This is a genomic window from Qipengyuania sp. NPDC077410 (assembly GCF_044543405.1).
GTDB lineage: Bacteria > Pseudomonadota > Alphaproteobacteria > Sphingomonadales > Sphingomonadaceae > Qipengyuania > Qipengyuania pacifica.
Map to the genome: position 1 here is coordinate 21913 of NZ_JBITWB010000003.1, position 16262 is coordinate 38174.

Annotated in this window: 19 protein-coding genes and 1 tRNA gene; 18 read left to right on the forward strand and 2 right to left on the reverse strand. The window is 62.4% G+C overall.

Annotated features, from left to right (window positions below):
• The first annotated feature begins 12 nt into the window (after positions 1-12).
• The 9 genes from frr (at position 13) to rpmE (ending at position 8750) form a co-directional block, all read left to right on the forward strand.
• Positions 13-570 carry a ribosome recycling factor gene (frr, locus tag ACIGGE_RS13705; protein ID WP_103023497.1) on the forward strand — a complete coding sequence of 186 codons (558 nt, stop codon included), beginning with the start codon at positions 13-15 and terminating at the stop codon, positions 568-570.
• Between the two features lie 24 nt (positions 571-594).
• Positions 595-1278, forward strand: coding sequence for a polyprenyl diphosphate synthase (uppS, locus tag ACIGGE_RS13710; RefSeq protein WP_196845881.1), 684 nt, complete (start codon positions 595-597; stop codon positions 1276-1278).
• Positions 1265-2032: a phosphatidate cytidylyltransferase gene (locus ACIGGE_RS13715; protein ID WP_397490791.1), complete on the forward strand. Its 768-nt coding sequence runs from the start codon at positions 1265-1267 to the stop codon at positions 2030-2032. The genes uppS and ACIGGE_RS13715 overlap by 14 nt, the downstream gene beginning before the upstream one ends.
• Positions 2029-3180, forward strand: a complete 1152-nt coding sequence (gene dxr / locus ACIGGE_RS13720) for a 1-deoxy-D-xylulose-5-phosphate reductoisomerase (RefSeq protein ID WP_397490792.1) — start codon at positions 2029-2031, stop codon at positions 3178-3180. Before ACIGGE_RS13715 ends, dxr begins: the two co-directional genes overlap by 4 nt.
• A gap of 3 nt (positions 3181-3183) precedes the next feature.
• Entirely contained in the window at positions 3184-4326 is a 1143-nt protein-coding gene (gene rseP / locus ACIGGE_RS13725) for an RIP metalloprotease RseP (protein ID WP_397490793.1), read from the forward strand.
• 171 nt (positions 4327-4497) lie between these two features.
• On the forward strand, positions 4498-7257 hold the full coding sequence (gene bamA, locus ACIGGE_RS13730; protein ID WP_397490795.1) for an outer membrane protein assembly factor BamA: 2760 nt from the start codon (positions 4498-4500) through the stop codon (positions 7255-7257).
• Positions 7257-7952, forward strand: a complete 696-nt coding sequence (locus ACIGGE_RS13735; protein ID WP_196845885.1) for an OmpH family outer membrane protein — start codon at positions 7257-7259, stop codon at positions 7950-7952. The genes bamA and ACIGGE_RS13735 overlap by 1 nt, the downstream gene beginning before the upstream one ends.
• Before the next feature lie 23 nt (positions 7953-7975).
• The gene (gene fabZ, locus ACIGGE_RS13740; protein WP_103023502.1) at positions 7976-8428 is read left to right on the forward strand and encodes a 3-hydroxyacyl-ACP dehydratase FabZ; all 453 of its coding nucleotides are present in this window, start codon (positions 7976-7978) and stop codon (positions 8426-8428) included.
• 94 nt (positions 8429-8522) lie between these two features.
• Complete coding sequence (gene rpmE / locus ACIGGE_RS13745; RefSeq protein ID WP_103023798.1) at positions 8523-8750, forward strand: 50S ribosomal protein L31; 228 nt, start codon at positions 8523-8525, stop codon at positions 8748-8750.
• Between the two features lie 54 nt (positions 8751-8804).
• On the opposite strand, the gene ACIGGE_RS13750 is transcribed toward rpmE, so the two are convergent.
• Together ACIGGE_RS13750 and ACIGGE_RS13755 are read right to left on the reverse strand one after the other, a co-directional pair.
• The gene (locus ACIGGE_RS13750) at positions 8805-9239 is read right to left on the reverse strand and encodes a GFA family protein (RefSeq protein WP_397490796.1); all 435 of its coding nucleotides are present in this window, start codon (positions 9237-9239) and stop codon (positions 8805-8807) included.
• Between the two features lies 1 nt (position 9240).
• Entirely contained in the window at positions 9241-9876 is a 636-nt protein-coding gene (locus tag ACIGGE_RS13755; protein WP_397490797.1) for a prolyl hydroxylase family protein, read from the reverse strand.
• 192 nt (positions 9877-10068) lie between these two features.
• On the opposite strand from ACIGGE_RS13755, the gene ACIGGE_RS13760 reads away from it, so the two are divergent.
• The 9 genes from ACIGGE_RS13760 (at position 10069) to ACIGGE_RS13800 (ending at position 16193) form a co-directional block, all read left to right on the forward strand.
• A tRNA-His gene (locus ACIGGE_RS13760) sits at positions 10069-10145 on the forward strand.
• A 51-nt stretch (positions 10146-10196) separates the two neighbouring features.
• Positions 10197-11261: a Glu/Leu/Phe/Val dehydrogenase dimerization domain-containing protein gene (locus tag ACIGGE_RS13765; protein WP_103023505.1), complete on the forward strand. Its 1065-nt coding sequence runs from the start codon at positions 10197-10199 to the stop codon at positions 11259-11261.
• 60 nt (positions 11262-11321) lie between these two features.
• Positions 11322-12044: a heme ABC transporter permease CcmC gene (gene ccmC / locus ACIGGE_RS13770; protein ID WP_397490798.1), complete on the forward strand. Its 723-nt coding sequence runs from the start codon at positions 11322-11324 to the stop codon at positions 12042-12044.
• Positions 12044-12184, forward strand: coding sequence for a hypothetical protein (locus ACIGGE_RS13775; protein ID WP_173830011.1), 141 nt, complete (start codon positions 12044-12046; stop codon positions 12182-12184). The genes ccmC and ACIGGE_RS13775 overlap by 1 nt, the downstream gene beginning before the upstream one ends.
• Positions 12181-12651: a cytochrome c maturation protein CcmE gene (ccmE, locus tag ACIGGE_RS13780; protein ID WP_397490800.1), complete on the forward strand. Its 471-nt coding sequence runs from the start codon at positions 12181-12183 to the stop codon at positions 12649-12651. The genes ACIGGE_RS13775 and ccmE overlap by 4 nt, the downstream gene beginning before the upstream one ends.
• A complete protein-coding gene (locus tag ACIGGE_RS13785; RefSeq protein ID WP_397490801.1) occupies positions 12648-14603 on the forward strand; it encodes a heme lyase CcmF/NrfE family subunit in 1956 nt (651 codons plus the stop codon). Before ccmE ends, ACIGGE_RS13785 begins: the two co-directional genes overlap by 4 nt.
• Positions 14600-15127 (forward strand): redoxin family protein, encoded by a 528-nt coding sequence (locus ACIGGE_RS13790; RefSeq protein WP_397490802.1) that lies wholly within the window; start codon positions 14600-14602, stop codon positions 15125-15127. Before ACIGGE_RS13785 ends, ACIGGE_RS13790 begins: the two co-directional genes overlap by 4 nt.
• Complete coding sequence (locus ACIGGE_RS13795) at positions 15124-15540, forward strand: cytochrome c-type biogenesis protein CcmH (protein ID WP_397490803.1); 417 nt, start codon at positions 15124-15126, stop codon at positions 15538-15540. Before ACIGGE_RS13790 ends, ACIGGE_RS13795 begins: the two co-directional genes overlap by 4 nt.
• Positions 15537-16193 carry a tetratricopeptide repeat protein gene (locus ACIGGE_RS13800; RefSeq protein WP_196845892.1) on the forward strand — a complete coding sequence of 219 codons (657 nt, stop codon included), beginning with the start codon at positions 15537-15539 and terminating at the stop codon, positions 16191-16193. The genes ACIGGE_RS13795 and ACIGGE_RS13800 overlap by 4 nt, the downstream gene beginning before the upstream one ends.
• Positions 16194-16262: the final 69 nt, after the last annotated feature.

A 16262-nucleotide genomic window follows, 5' to 3' on the forward strand; every position in this document is an offset into this window, starting at 1 on the left:
GAGGAAGCCGCCATGGCAAAGTACGACAAAGCCGACATCGAGCGCCGCATGAATGGCGCAGTGGAAAGCCTGAAGAGCGACCTTTCGGGTCTGCGCACGGGCCGCGCCAACACCAGTCTGCTCGACCCGGTCGTGGTCGAGGTTTACGGGGCGATGATGCCCCTGAACCAGGTGGCCACCGTCAGCGCACCCGAACCGCGCATGCTGAGCGTGCAGGTGTGGGACAAGGCCAATGTGACCGCGGTCGAGAAGGGTATCGCGAAGTCCAACCTGGGCCTCAACCCGATGATCGACGGTCAGAACGTGCGTCTGCCGATGCCCGACCTGACCCAGGAACGCCGCAAGGAACTGGCCAAGCTGGCGGGCGAGTATGGCGAGAAGGCGAAGATCGCCATTCGCAACGTGCGCCGCGACGGCATGGAAGCGCTGAAGGACGACGAGAAGAAGAAGGAAATCTCCGAGGACGACCGCAAGCGGTCCGAGGACGAGGTCCAGAAGCTGACCGACAAATACGTCGCCGATACCGATGCGGCGGTCGAAAAGAAGGTTCAGGAAATCCTGTCACAGTAAGCTGGCAGGACGGGGAGCGGAAAGATGAACGGGGAAGGGCAGCACGCCCGGCATGTAGCCATCATCATGGATGGCAATGGCCGCTGGGCGAAGCGCAAGCACCTGCCCCGGGTCATGGGCCATCGCAAGGGCGTGGAAGCCGTACGCGAGTTGGTACGCAGTCTGAAGGACACGAGCATCGAGTGCCTGACGCTCTATGCTTTCAGCAGCGAAAACTGGAAGCGGCCCGAGGAAGAAGTCGACGATTTGATGAACTTGATGCGCAAGTTCATCAAATCGGATCTGCCTGAATTCATTGCCAATGACGTGAAGCTGCATATTCTGGGCGACTGGAAGGGGCTGGCTCCCGACATCGTCGGCATGCTGGAAGACGCGCTGGCGCAAACGGCCAGCGGATCGCGCACTCTGGCCGTGGCGCTCAATTACGGATCGCAGGCCGAGATCGCCCATGCGGCGCAAGCCGCCGCGGCAGAGGGCGAGATCACAGAAGAGAGCATTGCGCGCCACCTTTACAGTGCCGGATTGCCACCGCTCGACCTGCTTATTCGCACAAGCGGCGAGGTGCGGTTGTCCAATTTTCTCTTGTGGCAGGCGGCTTACGCGGAGATGCTGTTCCTCGACGTGCTATGGCCGGACTTCACGCCTGACCATCTGAAGAGCGCGCTGATCGAATATGGGGAACGGGAGAGACGTTTTGGCGGGCGGTGAACCGCAGGTTGAATTGCGCAAACGCGACCGGATGAAAGCGACCGCAAGGCGTTATGTCCGCGTGCCTCTGGCGGTGCGCACATCCGACTTGCCGAAACGCGCCGCGTCAGCGGCAGTCATGCTGGCCGTGGCAGGCGGCGCGCTGTGGGCCGGCGGCATTGCGCTGACGCTGTTTATCGTCATCGTGGCGGCGGCGACCTATGCCGAACTGGTCAGGCTGGTCGTCAGGGCGACCGTAAGGCCGGGGTGGCGGGTCGCAGGGCTGATACTGGGCGCCATCTATATCGGCTTTGCCGCCTATTCGCTCGTCATCATGCCGCGTTTCTATCTCTATCTGGTGATCGGATCGGTCATCTTCACGGATACGTTCGCCTATTTCACCGGACGTACGATCGGCGGGCCCACCATCGCCCCGCGGATCAGCCCATCCAAGACGTGGGCGGGGCTGGGCGGCGGCATGGCCGGCGCGGCCCTGTTCGGCGTCATCCTGCTGCAGGCGATCGTACCGATGTCGGATAGCTGGCATCTGGGGATCGATGCCTATCCCTGGTCGTCGCTCGCCGCGATCGCGATCGGTGCGATTGCGGCTATCGCTGCACAATCGGGCGATTTCCTGGAGAGCTGGCTGAAGCGCAAGGCGCATATGAAGGATTCGTCCAATCTCATTCCCGGACATGGCGGGGTATTCGATCGCACCGACGGGATGCTGCCGGTGGCCGTGGTGGTCGGTCTGCTGGTAACAGGCATCGCATGACCCGCACGATTTCCATCCTCGGTGCGACGGGTTCGGTCGGCGAACAGACGCTAGATCTTGTCCGCCGCAACCGCGACGACTGGCGTGTGGTCGCGCTGACGGCGAATTGCCAGGTCGCCACGCTTGCTGCGGCAGCGCGCGAGTTCGGGGCCGAGATTGCCGTAGTGGCCGACGAGAGCTGCCTTGCCGATCTGCGCGAGGCGCTGGCGGGTAGCGGCATCGAGGCCGCGGCGGGCCGGACCGCCCTGTGCGAAGCGGCGGCACGCCCGGTCGATCTGACGGTGGCCGCGATCGTCGGCTGTGCCGGACTTGGCCCGACCATGGCTGCGATCGAGCAGGGCGGCACCATCGCACTGGCCAACAAGGAAGCGCTGGTTTCCGCGGGCGAGGTCATGACTGCTGCAGTGAGCCGCCATGGCGCCACGCTGCTGCCGGTGGACAGCGAACACAATGCAATTTTCCAGTGCCTTCAAGGCGGCCGGTTCGAAGATGTCCGCTCGATCACGCTGACGGCCAGCGGCGGACCCTTGCGGCTGGTAGAGGATCTGTCCGAGGTCACGCCCGAACAGGCGATCGCCCATCCGAACTGGGACATGGGCGCCAAGATCAGCGTCGACAGTGCCACCATGTTCAACAAGGGGCTGGAGCTGATCGAGGCGCATCATCTGTTCCCCGTCGGGCTGGAGCGGATCCGGATCGTCGTGCATCCGCAAAGCGTGATCCATTCCATGGTTGAATATCGCGACGGGTCCACGCTGGCGCAGCTTGGCCCATCCGACATGCGCGTACCGATCGCATCGTGCCTTGCCTGGCCCGCGCGGATGGATACGCCGATGGCGCCGCTGGATCTGGCGGCGATCGGCGAACTGTCCTTTTTTGCGCCGGACGAGAAGCGTTTTCCCGCTACCAGACTGGCGCGCGAGGCAGCCGAGGCGGGGGGAGCGGCCCCGGCCGTGCTGAACGCGGCGAACGAAATAGCAGTAGAAGCTTTCCTGAAGCGTAAGATTGCGTTCAGCAGGATCGCGGTATTGGTCGAGCGTGTTCTTGCGGACGGGAATCACCCCGATGCGCCGCGTTCCCTCAGCGACGTGCTGATGGTGGACGAGGCTTCGCGCAGACGCGCCACCGAAATGCTGGAGCTTGCCTGACCCGTGGAATTAAACCTGCCTCTCTGGCTTTACTATGTCATCGGTTTCCCGCTGCTGCTGGGCCCGCTGGTAACGATCCACGAGCTCGGCCACTATCTGGTGGGGCGCTGGTTTGGCGTTCACGCGGAAGCCTTCTCGGTCGGTTTCGGCAAGGAAATCTGGGGCTTTACCGACCGGCGCGGCACGCGCTGGAAGCTGAGCGTGCTGCCGCTGGGCGGTTATGTGCAGTTCAAGGGCGACATGAACCCTGCGAGCATTCCCGATCCGCAGGCGGCCAGGCATGCCAGCGTCGAGGAACGGCAGGGCAGTTTCCACCATGCCGCGCTGTGGAAGCGCGCGCTGATCGTTTTTGCCGGGCCGGCGACCAATATCCTGCTGACGCTGGCGATTTTCGCCGGCTTTTTCGCCTTTTACGGCAAACCCGTCCCGGCCGATGCCGAGCAGCAGCTGGCCGTGGCGGAATTTGCCGAGGTGTCCCCTGCACGCGAGGCGGGCATCGAGGTCGGCGACCGGATCGTTGCGGTCGAGGGCGAGCGGATGGACGATTTCCGCGATGTGCAGGATTCGATCATGCTCTATCCCGGCCGGACGCTCGACATAACGGTCGACCGCGACGGGACGGAGCGGACCTTTGCCGTCCCCGTCCGCAGTGTGGAGATGGAGGATCGGTTCGGCAATGTGTCGAAGGTGGGCCTGATCGGCATCGCCTCGGGCGCATCGGCCTTCGAGTTCGAGCCGCAGGGCGTGATCGCCTCGCTGGGGCTGGCCGTCGATCATTCGATCGGGATCGTCGACATGATGGTCACGGGAATCTGGCAGATATTCACGGGCGAACGGTCGGTTCAGGAACTTGGCGGGCCAGTGAAGATCGCGAAATTTTCCGGCGAACAGCTCAGTCTGGGCGGGATGGCCTTCATCAACTTCGTGGCCCTGATCTCGCTTAACTTGGCATTCATCAACCTGCTGCCAATTCCGGCCCTCGACGGCGGGCACCTGGCTTTCTATGCGGCTGAAGCGATCCGCCGGAAGCCGGTGGGCCCACGTGGAACCGAAGTGGCGTATCGCGCCGGTGTGGCCCTCGTGCTCATGCTGATGGTATTCGTCACGATCAACGATCTGGTGCACCTCCCGGTATTCGGGAATTAGCCGGGGAAACGGAGCGGGATACCGGCAAATCGCAGCAGCAAAGCTTGATTGGCGAGGGCGCTTGAGGCAGGGGGACGATTGGTCGCTCCGCACACGCGGCCCGATGCCGGATCGGGGACTGCGCCTGCCGGGTCTTCTGTAAGTGTAACGAGGACGGGAATCTCCTTGTCGATGACTGAATTTGCTTCTGCCGCTACGCGTCGCAAGAACTCTGCTGCGCGGCTGGCGATCGGCCTGCTGGCCGGGACCATGCTTGCCGGGATGCCCGCTGCGGCATTCGCGCAGGACGAAGATGCGGCAACGCCTTCCCCCGCGCCCGCTCCGGCGACGTCGCAGGACGGCGAGGCCTTCGTGCCGACGCTGGCGCCTGCAGCAACCGCGCAGCAGGACGTCGTCCAGACGATCGCGATCAGCGGTGCAGAGCGTCTCGAGCCGAACACGATCCTGTCGTATATCAAGCTGCGCCCGGGCGATGTGTGGACGCAGGCGGCCGGCGACCAGGTCCTCAAGGACCTGTCCGCCACCGAGCTGTTCTCCAATTACAGCGTGACGAACGATAACGGGAACGTGGTTATCACCGTGGTCGAGAACCCGGTCATCAACCGCATCATTCTCGAAGGCAACAAGCGGATCAAGAACGACAAGATCCTGCCCGAAATCAAGCTGTCGCCGCGCCAGATCTTCACCCGTTCCAAGGTGCGCGCCGACGTTGCCCGCATCATCGAGCTCTACAAGCGGCAGGGCCGCTTCGCCGCGACGGTCGAACCGAAAATGGTCGAGCTGTCGCAGAACCGCGTCGATGTCGTGTTCGAAATCAACGAGGGGCCCAAGTCCAAGGTCCGCCAGATCAACATCATCGGCAATGAAGCGTTCTCGGACGGTGACCTGCGCGGCGAGATGATCACCAAGCAGGCGCGCCTGACCAGCTTCCTGAGTTCCAACACCAGCTACGATCCCGATCGCCTCGCTTTTGACCAGCAGAAGCTGCGCCAGTTCTACCTGACCGAAGGCTATGCCGATTTCCGCGTGGTTTCGGCTGTTGCCGAGCTGACCCCGGACAAGCGCGACTTCATCATCACCTACGTCGTCGAGGAAGGCGAACGCTACAAATTCGGCGACGTCGGGGTCGAGTCGCGACTGCGCGATTTCGACGATAGCGCGATGACAACGCGCCTGCCGATGAAGACGGGCGATTGGTACGATGCCAAGCTGGTCGAAGACACTGTCGAGCAGATGACCGAACTGGCTGGTACCTTCGGTTACGCCTTCGCCGATGTCTCTCCCGAGTTCCGCCGGAACCCGGAAGATCATACGATGAGCGTTACATTCGTGATCCGCGAAGCGCCGCGCGTTTATGTCGAACGTATCGACGTGAACGGCAACACGCTGACGCAGGATAAGGTCATCCGCCGCGAGTTCCGTATTGCGGAAGGCGATGCGTTCAACTCGCTTTCCGTCGCGCGTTCGACGGCGCGCATCAATTCGCTGGGCTATTTCCAGGAAAACTTCGAGATCAACCAGGTCGAGGGCAGTGCGCCCGACCGCATCATTCTCGAAGCCAACGTGGAAGAGCAGCCGACCGGCGAACTACAGCTTTCGGCTGGTTTCTCGAGCATCGAGAACTTCATCCTTGCCGGCTCTATCCGCCAGCGCAACTTCCGCGGCCGCGGCCAGACCGTCGGGCTGAGCCTGAACTATTCGCGCTTCTCGAAGTCGGCTCAGGTCAGCTTTACCGAACCGTACGTGTTCGATCGCAATATTTCGGCCGGCGTCGATATCTATCGCCGCGACATCAACAGCTTCAATTTCCGTAACAATCAGCGCAACACCACTTTCCAGCAATCCACCACCGGTGCATCGCTGCGGGCCGGTGTGCCGTTGACGGAATATATCTCTGCGATCGGCAGCTACACCTTCAATTACGACGACGTGTCGCTAGACGAGTCGCTGTATTTCTCGGATCGCGATGGTGATGGGGTTGCGAGCTGTGACCCGCTGCTCGCCAGCCGTTATCTGTGCGAAGCGATCGGCAAGCGCGCCAGCTCGATCCTCGGCCTGACAATCAATTACAACACGCTCAACAGCCGGCTGCGTCCAACGCGCGGGGAAACGCTCAGTGTCACGGGCGAATTCGCCGGTCTGGGCGGTGACGCGAAATACGTGCGCGCGCGCGCCAAGGGCAGCAAGTTCTGGCCAGTGGGTGCCGGCTTCATCTTCTCGGTAACCGGTGAAGGTGGCTGGATCCACAGCTTCGAAAACAATGCCGTTCCCGGACAGGACAATGTGCGCCTGACCGACCGGTTCTTCCTCGGTGAGCCACAAATGCGTGGTTTCGACATTCGAGGCGTAGGCCCGCGTATTGTCCGTCTGCAATATCTGGATGACGATGGCGACGACAGCACGCCCCGCGTACTCCAGACGATCGACGAAGCGCTCTCGGGCGACCGGCGGGTCGACGATTCGCTTGGCGGGCGGGCCTATTATCTGGGCCGCGCAGAACTGGAAATCCCCTTGGGCAGCGGCGCCCGCGAGATGGGCCTGCGTCCGTCGATCTTCCTCGACGTCGGTTCGCTGTTCGACATTACGCAGCCGGTTCTTCAAGATTATCCCAACGGCCTCCAGGCGACCGACGGCAGCGGAAATCTGCTGTTCGTCCAGTCGGGCGTCGGCGCCGACGGGAACCCTACCGTCGAACTCGTGACCAGCCCGGTTGCGCCCGATGGCACCGTCAATCCTCCAAGCATCATTGGCGGGACCTACTTCAGGGAGGTCTTCGTTGGCGACAGCCCGTCGCCGCGTATTTCAGTGGGTGTGGGCGTGAACTGGAATTCGCCCTTCGGTCCGTTCAGGATCGATGTAGCTCACGTGCTTAAAAAGCAGGTTGGAGACGATACCAAAGTCTTCACCTTCAACGTAGGAACGCAATTCTGATGAAAATTTTCGCAAAAACCATCGTTGCCGCCTCGCTTGCCAGCGTGGCCGCCATCGCGACTCCTGCTGCGGCGCAGGTTGCAGGCATTGCCACCAGCAGCCCGGAAGCCGTGATCGTTCGCAGCCAGGCGCGCATCAACGCCTATCAGCAGATCGACCAGCAATTCGCGAGCCAGATCACTCAGCTCCGCACGATGCGTCAGGAAATGCAGACGCTTCAGCAGAGCCTCGATACGGACAGCAACGGTCAGATCAGCCAGGCCGAAGCACAGGCCAACCAGTCCGTGGTGCAGCAGCTGCAGCAGAAGGAGCAGCAGCTCCAGCAGGCATCGCAGCCGATCGTCCTCGCGCAGACCTATGCCATCGAGCAGCTGATCAACGATTATCAGAACGTTCAGCAGCAGGTCGTCCAGCAGAAGAAGATCCAGCTCCTGCTCAACCCCGATGCGATCCAGTGGGCGCCTGACGCAGTAAACGTGACCGACGATCTCGTCGCCGCGCTGAACCAGCGCGTTCCCAGCGTGCAGACGACACCGCCTGCCGGCTGGCGTCCGCGCCAGGAATCGCTGGCAACGCAGCAGACGGTTTCGCAGGTCCTGCTAAATGTCGCCCAACAGCAGGCAGCGCAGCAGCAGCAACAGGCCGGCCAGCAGCCTGCACAGCAGCAGCAGCCCGCACAGCCTTCGGGCCGCTGATTTCGGAAAATAGGGGCAGGGTGATGAGCGATTCCGGTTTCGACGTGGTCGAGGTGCTCAAGCGCCTTCCGCATCGCTATCCCCTGCTTCTCGTCGACCGGGTGAAGGAGCTCGTCCCTGACGAGCGCATTCACGCGGTCAAGGCCGTCAGCTTCAACGAAGATTTTTTCCAGGGCCATTTCCCCGGTGCGCCGATCATGCCCGGGGTTCTGCAGATCGAAGCCTTGGCACAGGCCGCCGGTGTTCTTGCGGTGGAAAGCCTCGGGCTCGCCGGATCGGGCAAGCTCGTGTATTTCATGGCCATCGAGAACGCCAAGTTTCGCGCTCCGGTGACGCCGGGCGTCCTGCTCGATCTGAAGGCCGAGTTCGTACAGAAGCGCGCCCGGGTCTGTAAATTCGCTGGCGCGGCATCGGTCGAAGGCAAAGTAACCTGCGAAGTGAGCTTCACAGCGATGATTGCCGACGCACCCGAATAAGGTTGCCAATATCGGTGCTCGCCGCTATGCGCGCGCCTTTCCCATTCACAGCTGGACCGGTCGGAACCGTTCCGAAGCTAGAAGGACGATTACCATGAAGGCCGAAGGTCACCCCGATTACCACATGATCACGGTCAAGATGACCGATGGTACCGAATTCCAGACGCGCTCCACCTGGGGCAAGGAAGGCGACACGCTTTCGCTGGATATCGATCCGACCAGCCACCCGGCATGGACGGGCGGCACCAAGCAGATTCAGGAAGGCGGCCGCGTCGCAGCCTTCAACAAGCGTTTCGGCGGCCTGTCGCTCAAGAAGAACTGAGCGAGGCGAGCCTCGAGGCTTTACGAAAGGGCGGTCCGGCAGGGCCGCCCTTTTTCATGCGCGATCTCGGCCGCCGGTTCGTTCGAACCGCATCATGCCTGCGTAAGTGTATTCTCCACCATCGGCCGGGTGGTCCTGTCCATCGAATACGGGGACTTCGGCCAGATCGTAGATTGTCATTCCATCGATGCAGGCAAGATTGAGTCCGTAGTGATCGGGTTCGGATCGTAACTGGTGAAAGGGATGGATGCCGCATCGAGCGCAGAACCTGTGCCGGGCCTGTCCGCTGCCGAATGTGTAAAGCGTCAACACATCCTCACCCGCCGTGATTTTGCAATCTGCGATCGGCACATCGAGCATGACGACGCCCTTCATCGCGCAGATAGTACAATTGCAGCGCCGGATCACCGGATCGGCGGGCATGGTGAAACGGAACCGTACCGTGCCGCAATGGCAACCGCCGTGATGAATCTTACCAGCTTCGATCATCTCACCACCCCCAAGGCTTTTCCCGGTACCATTTGGTAATCACGTATTTCAGCCCCTTCCTGACCTTCATGCCATGGTGGATCGTGTTGGGGTTTTCGCGCAGGTCGGGGCGGCGATTGTTCCAGCACACCAACTTCCCGGCTTCGGGCTGGAACATCTTCTTGGCAGCCTTGAAGCGCGTCGCGCCGCCGGCATCAACATCGTTGAGATAGATCATGAAGGTCCAGGTGCGCTGCCCAGCTACGGAGCAGTATCGCGTCCAGTCCTTGCCGCCCGGATTGAAATAGTCGCAGTGCGGCTTGAATTCCTGCCCCACATCGTAACGCTGTCCCTGCAACGGTTCGCCATGAGCCGGATCGATACCGTTCAGTGCATGGAGCAGGGTTTCCATCCGCATCACGGCCGGTAATCCGGCATCGAGATCGCAGGTCTCGCTGGTGCGGAAATAATTATCGTCGCCAGCATCGGCCAAGGTCGAGGGACGGCGATCCTGTTCAATCAAGGAAATCAGTTCCTGGCACAAATCTGGCGGCACGAAATCGCGTAACTGGAACAGTTCCAGCTTTTCGCTCGGAATGCGCTGCACGCCGTCCCGCGCAAGAAGTTTATCGGCTGAAGATTCGCCCGGATTCATCATCGGCGGAACATTAGCGTCCGAAAGTGCGGCATCAACCGCGAAAGATAATTGCGTGCAATGTGCGCAGGCGCGTTTTTCGCTTCCCAATTCCCGTTCATTGTGCAACAGGCACGCGCCGTTGTGCAGGGCCGCTTGACGCTGGCCCTTGCATGCGTAACAGGCCCCCTTCCCGGGCGGTTCCGGGGGCATGTGGCGATCGTAGCTCAGTTGGTTAGAGCGCCGGTTTGTGGTACCGGAGGTCGCGGGTTCGAACCCCGTCGATCGCCCCATTTTCTCCCGCTATCAGCCGTCCATAACACCTCTCTGGGGGCATACGGCGCATGACGGCATTCTGGACCGAAGCGGATTTCGACGACCACGAACTCGTACAGGTTGTACGTGACGCGAAAAGCGGTCTGACAGCGATCATCGCGCTCCATTCCACTCACCTCGGGCCGGGTGCCGGCGGCACGCGTTTCTGGCATTATGCCGATGCGTCCGACGCCATGCGCGATGCGCTGCGCCTGTCGCGCGGTATGAGTTACAAGAACGCGATGGCCGGTTTGCCCATGGGCGGTGGCAAGGCAGTAATCCTGGCCAACCAGGACAAGGCCAAGACGCCCGAAATGCTCGCCGCTTTCGCCGATGCGGTGGATGCACTGGGCGGTAAATACGTTACGGCCGAGGACGTCGGCATTTCGGAAGCCGATATGGCAGCCGTGGCCGAGCGCACGCAGTTTGTCTCCGGCCTTCCGGTCGAAGGTGATGACGCTGCTGGCGGCGATCCCGGTCCGTTCACCGCGCTGGGCATTTTTCTAGGCATCAAGGCCGCGGTCAAGCACAAGCTTGGCAAGGACAGTGTCGAAGGCGTGCATGTCGCCATCCAGGGCACGGGAAGTGTGGGCGGAGGCGTTGCCCGCCTGCTCGCCAAGGACGGTGCGAAATTGACGCTTTCCGATATCCACATGGACCGCGCCGAAGCGCTGGCCACGGAAATCGGTGCCGAAACCGCCGCGCCCGATGCGATCATGTCCATTGCCTGTGACGTATTCAGCCCGAATGCGCTGGGCGCGGTACTGGATGACGAAGGTATCGCCCGGCTCGACTGCCAGATCGTCGCCGGCGGTGCGAACAACCAGCTGCGCCGGGCCGAACACGGACCGATGCTGGCCAAGCGCGGTATTCTCTACGCGCCGGATTATGTCATCAATGCAGGCGGGATCATTTCGGTAACGCTGGAATATCTGTGCCGCAACGACAAGGCGCCGTGCGACATCAACGAGGTGCGCAAGCGCATCGCGCTGATCCCGGGCCGGCTCGAGCAGATCTGGCAGGAGAGCGACAGTTCCGGGGCCTCGCCCGATCAGGTCGCGGACCGCATGGCACAGGAACTTATCGGCCGCTGACACTGCGCCCTTGCGGGGGAGGGGCCGCGCTGTCAAAGCGGTGCCGGACGGTAAAATTCGATGCACGGCTTCGCCAATCCCAAACGCTTTCTGTCGCTTGCCAGCTTGCTGACGCCGATCTTCCTGATCGGTGGACTGCTGGTGAGTGCGGGAGCTTTGTGGTGGGGCCTTACCCAAGTGTCGCCCGATCGGCTGATGGGCGAAACTGTCCGCATTCTCTTCCTTCACGTACCGGCGGCATGGCTGGGCATGGGCGGATGGACGGCAATCGCCCTTTCCAGCCTGGTTTTCCTCGTCTGGCGGCATCCTCTGGCTGCGCTCGCCGCTCGTGCCGCGGCGGTGCCGGGGCTCGTCTTCACCCTCATCTGCCTCATCACCGGATCGATCTGGGGACGGCCCACGTGGGGAACATGGTGGGTGTGGGACGGCAGGCTCACCAGCATGCTGGTACTGGCCTTCCTCTATGTCGCTTATATCGCGCTGGCCCAGGCGGCCGAGCGCGAAGGCGTTTCCGCGCGCATTCCGGCGATCTTTGGTTTGCTCGGTGCAATCAACATTCCGATCATCAACCGCAGCGTGGTGTGGTGGAATTCCCTCCACCAGCCGCCCAGCATCACCATGGGCCAAAGCGCGATCGACGCCGAATTCCTGGTGCCGCTGCTCGTCGCGGTATTCGGTTTCTCGCTGCTCTTCGCGGGCGTCGTGCTGGCCCGGATGCGGGCGCTGCTGGCCGATGTTCAGGCCGAAGCCCGCCTGCGTCGCAGGGCGATGGAGGCAGTTTGATGCGCGAAGCGTTGGATCAGTGGGATTTCGTCGTAGCTGCCTATGCAGTCGGCATTCTGGGCACACTTGCCATGGTGGCATGGGCCTGGATCGACATGAAGCGTGCTGAAAAACGCCGCGAGGAAAGCAGACGCAAATGAGTGCATTCAAGCCAAAGCATCAGCGGCTCGTGCTGGTGGTGCTAGCGCTGGTGGCGCTTGTGGGGGCGGGCCTGCTGGCTGCCTATGCGCTGCGCAATCAGGCCAGCTATTTTTACCTGCCGGAACAGATGCTGGAGAATCCGCCTGCACCGGGACAGGCAGTCCGCCTCGGGGGCATGGTAGAACAGGGTTCTCTGCAAACCGCGGCGGACGGCGTGACGCTGACCTTCGCAGTGACCGGCAAGGACGATGCCCGTGTGCCCGTGCGTTTCAGCGGAATCGCACCGGACCTGTTCGTGGAAGGATCCGGCGTAGTGGCGGAAGGCCGGCTTGGCGCGGATGGCACCTTTATTGCGGACAATCTCCTCGCCAAGCATGACGAAAACTACGTACCTCGCGAATTGCAGGAAATGACCGAACATCAGGCCGCCAAGATGGCCGAGGAAACGACGGTCGGCCTGGAATGATTGCCGAACTGGGTCTTGCCGCGCTGTGGCTTGCCGCCGCGCTTGCCGCGACGCAGATGGTGGCAGGCTTCCTGGCGGTGCGCGACAATGGCACCAGCGAACTCGCCAAGCTGATCCGGCCCGCGGCCATCGCGCAGGGCGTGCTGGTCGCATTCTCCTTTGCCATGCTGGTGTGGCTCTTCGCGATTACCGACCTGTCGGTCAAACTGGTGGTGTCGAATTCGCATTCGATGAAGCCGCTTATCTTCAAGCTGTCGGGCACGTGGGGAAATCACGAAGGCTCGATGCTCTTGTGGGTCATGGTGATGGGTTTTGCCGGCGCCTTGATCGCGCTGGTGGAACGCCGCCTGCCCGAGCGCACGATGAATGCAACGCTCGCTGCGCAGGGTGTTGTATCCCTGGGCTTCTATGCCTTCCTGCTCCTGAGCTCGAACCCTTTCGAACGCCTGCCGACGCCGGCTGCGGAGGGGATGGGCCTCAATCCGTTGCTGCAGGATATCGGCCTCGCGTTTCATCCGCCTACGCTCTACCTCGGTTACGTCGGCCTGTCCGTTGCCTTCAGTTTCGCCGTGGGCGCATTGCTGACACGGCAGGTCACGCCGGAGTTTGCCCGCGCCATGCGGCCCTGGGTGCTGGGTGCATGGGTGTGGCTGACTGTCGGGATCACGGCAGGGAGTTACTGGGCCTATTACGAACTGGGCTGGGGGGGCTGGTGGTTCTGGGACCCGGTCGAAAATGCCTCCCTCATGCCCTGGCTGGCAGCGACAGCGCTTCTCCATTCCGCCAGCGTCTTGGCCAGCCGCGATGCGCTGCGGACGTGGACAATCATGCTCGGCGTCGTCGCCTTTTCAATGAGCATGGTCGGCACATTCCTTGTGCGTTCGGGTATTCTGACCAGCGTGCACGCCTTTGCCGTCGACCCGGAACGCGGGACCTTTATCCTTGTCCTGCTCGGCATATTCATCGGCGGCGCGCTGCTGTTGTTCGCCCTGCGCGCCAATACCATCAGCGAGGGCGAGCGCTTCCGGATTGCCAGCCGCGAAGGGGCGCTGGTCTTCAATAACGTGATGCTGAGCGCCATTCTGGCGATCGTACTGCTCGGTACCCTCTATCCGCTGTTGACCGAAGCTTTCGACGTGCGCGTGTCCGTGGGGCCGCCTTACTTCAACCCCGTGGGGGCGATCTTCGCCATTCCCATGCTGATTGTCATGGGGGTGGGGCCATTGCTGCGCTGGCGGCAGGACCGTCTGGACCGGATCGGCAAGGAAGTCGCGCTGTTCGGTGCTCTGGTGCTGGCCGCACTGATCCTCGCTAGCGTTCTCGCCGACATTGGCATTCTTCCGTTGCTGGGCTTGGCATTGGGTCTCGGCCTCGCCGTGGCGAGCCTGTTGCCACTGCGCCGCCGCAAGCTGTCGCGCACACCGCTTGCGACTTGGGGCATGGTGGTCGCGCATTTCGGGATCGCCGTCGCATTGCTCGGCATGTCGAGCGAAAGCGCGTTCACACAGGAACGCCTGGCCGCGCTCGAGGAAGGTGGTCGCACGACCGTGGGACCGTGGAGCATCGAGTTACAAGGGGTCGAGCCCATAGCTGGGCCGAACTGGACGGCCATGCAGGCGCGGATTTCGGCGCGTTACGATGGCGGCAAAGCCAACGTGCTGACACCGCAGGCACGCAATTTCTGGGCGCCGCCGCAGCAGACCACCGAAAGTGCGTTGCTGACGCGCTGGAATGGCCAGCTTTATGCAGTGGTCGGCGACCGTACCCCTGACGGCCGTTGGCAGCTCCGCCTGTGGTGGAAGCCCTTCGTGCCGCTGATCTGGTATGGCGGACTGCTGGTGGCACTAGGCGGTGTGCTCGCGCTGATCGGGCGGGTCATAACCGATATTCGCAACCGCCGCCTTGCCGTCCGCATCGCCGAGCGCCGGGCCGACCGGGAGGCACTGGCATGAACTGGCGCCTGTGGGTTCCCCTGTTCGCCTTTGCGCTGTTTATCGGCTTGGCGGCGTATCAGTTGACGCAGCCGAGGGACGATTTCGTCGAAAGCCGGATGGTCGGACAGGAGCTTCCCTATTTCGACCTGCCGCCGGCGATGGAGGGGGCAGAGGGCGTCGCCAATGTCGATTTCGCCGACGGCACGCCGCGCCTGCTCAATATCTGGGCGAGCTGGTGCCTGCCCTGTATCGCGGAAGCGCCGCATCTCGAAGCGCTGAAGGAGCAAGGTGCTGAAATCGTGGGTGTTGCCATTCGCGACCGGCCTGAGGACGTGGCGCGTTTCCTGGCACAGCATGGCAATCCTTACGTGCGTATCGGGCGGGACGACCTGTCCGAGGTGCAGCTGGCGATCGGGTCTTCGGGGGTTCCCGAGACCTTCGTGATCGATGGCAAGGGCGTGATCCGCTATCAGCATATCGGCGATATCCGCGAGAGCGATGTGCCGGTTCTGCTCGAACAGTTGGCGGAGGCACGTCAATGAGACGTATGATTTTGCTGCTGAACACCGTTTTACTGTTCGGCATGTTCGGTCCCGCGGTAGCTCAGGATTCCCTGCCGCCGGCGCCCTATGCCTATCGCCAGCTCGACGATCCGCAGCAGGAGGCCGCAGCGCAGGACCTGATGGAAACTCTGCGCTGCCTCAAATGCCAGTCCCAGTCCATCGCCGATAGCGATGCGCCGATGGCGGGCGACATGCGTCACCAGGTCCGCATCCGCATTGCAGCCGGCGAAAGCCCGGAAGAGGTGCGCGGCTGGCTGATGCAGCGCTATGGCGACTACGTCAGCTACAAACCGGCGGTCAGCGCCACGACCTGGCCGCTGTTTGCCATTCCCGTGCTGTTGATACTGCTGGCAGGGGGCATCCTGATCCGCCGCATGCGGGGCCGCGCATGAGTTGGTTGCCGATCCTGATCCTGACGGCGCTGGTCTTTGCGCTAGCCGTGTTCGTACTCAAGCTGCCACGCACGCTGTGGACGCTCTTCGGCTCGGCGCTGCTGTTCGGACTGGCGGGCTATGCGGCACAGGGAAATCCTGGCCAGCCGTCCGCCCCTGCATCGCCGGTACGCGACGATGCGGCGCAATCCGGCGAACTGATGGTCGAGGCGCGCCGCGAATTCTATCCCGAGGGACGGCTTCCGTCGCGGTTCGTGGTCACGGCCGACGCCTTCACCCGCCGTGGCCAGCACGATCAGGCCGCGAATTTCCTGCGCAATGCGGTTGCCGAGAACCCGAAGGATGGCGAAGCATGGCTGGCTCTTGGCAATGCATTGGTGGAGCATGCCGGGGGCAGGCTGACCGCCGCGGCCCTCTATGCCTATTCGCAAGCAGAGAAAGTCAGCCCGGAAAATCCGGCGCCGACCTATTTCCTCGGCCTTGCCTTCCTGCGCGCCGGCGAACCGGCAAATACGCTGACCCTGTGGCGCGAATTGCTGGAAAGCGCACCGGCAGATGCCGAGTGGCGGGGGCCGCTGGCGGCGCGACTCGAGCGGCTTGAGGCGATTCTCGGCGTGACCGAGCAGGAAGGCTCTGTAGAAACCGAAGAATAAACAGCATGTTGCGTCCCTTGTTGCGGGTGCGAATACATGCTGCTAATCGCGGCGACTTCGCCATACAGG

What these genes read in the sequence shown, in the direction of transcription:
- frr (WP_103023497.1), top strand. Translation starts at nt 13, where the DNA reads ATGGCAAAGTACGACAAAGCCGACATCGAGCGCCGCATGAATGGCGCA.
- uppS (WP_196845881.1), top strand. Translation starts at nt 595, where the DNA reads ATGAACGGGGAAGGGCAGCACGCCCGGCATGTAGCCATCATCATGGAT.
- dxr (WP_397490792.1), top strand. Translation starts at nt 2,029, where the DNA reads ATGACCCGCACGATTTCCATCCTCGGTGCGACGGGTTCGGTCGGCGAA.
- bamA (WP_397490795.1), top strand. Translation starts at nt 4,498, where the DNA reads ATGACTGAATTTGCTTCTGCCGCTACGCGTCGCAAGAACTCTGCTGCG.
- ACIGGE_RS13735 (WP_196845885.1), top strand. Translation starts at nt 7,257, where the DNA reads ATGAAAATTTTCGCAAAAACCATCGTTGCCGCCTCGCTTGCCAGCGTG.
- fabZ (WP_103023502.1), top strand. Translation starts at nt 7,976, where the DNA reads ATGAGCGATTCCGGTTTCGACGTGGTCGAGGTGCTCAAGCGCCTTCCG.
- rpmE (WP_103023798.1), top strand. Translation starts at nt 8,523, where the DNA reads ATGAAGGCCGAAGGTCACCCCGATTACCACATGATCACGGTCAAGATG.
- ACIGGE_RS13750 (WP_397490796.1), bottom strand. Translation starts at nt 9,239, where the DNA reads ATGATCGAAGCTGGTAAGATTCATCACGGCGGTTGCCATTGCGGCACG.
- ACIGGE_RS13755 (WP_397490797.1), bottom strand. Translation starts at nt 9,876, where the DNA reads ATGATGAATCCGGGCGAATCTTCAGCCGATAAACTTCTTGCGCGGGAC.
- ACIGGE_RS13765 (WP_103023505.1), top strand. Translation starts at nt 10,197, where the DNA reads ATGACGGCATTCTGGACCGAAGCGGATTTCGACGACCACGAACTCGTA.
- ccmC (WP_397490798.1), top strand. Translation starts at nt 11,322, where the DNA reads ATGCACGGCTTCGCCAATCCCAAACGCTTTCTGTCGCTTGCCAGCTTG.
- ACIGGE_RS13775 (WP_173830011.1), top strand. Translation starts at nt 12,044, where the DNA reads ATGCGCGAAGCGTTGGATCAGTGGGATTTCGTCGTAGCTGCCTATGCA.
- ccmE (WP_397490800.1), top strand. Translation starts at nt 12,181, where the DNA reads ATGAGTGCATTCAAGCCAAAGCATCAGCGGCTCGTGCTGGTGGTGCTA.
- ACIGGE_RS13785 (WP_397490801.1), top strand. Translation starts at nt 12,648, where the DNA reads ATGATTGCCGAACTGGGTCTTGCCGCGCTGTGGCTTGCCGCCGCGCTT.
- ACIGGE_RS13790 (WP_397490802.1), top strand. Translation starts at nt 14,600, where the DNA reads ATGAACTGGCGCCTGTGGGTTCCCCTGTTCGCCTTTGCGCTGTTTATC.
- ACIGGE_RS13795 (WP_397490803.1), top strand. Translation starts at nt 15,124, where the DNA reads ATGAGACGTATGATTTTGCTGCTGAACACCGTTTTACTGTTCGGCATG.
- ACIGGE_RS13800 (WP_196845892.1), top strand. Translation starts at nt 15,537, where the DNA reads ATGAGTTGGTTGCCGATCCTGATCCTGACGGCGCTGGTCTTTGCGCTA.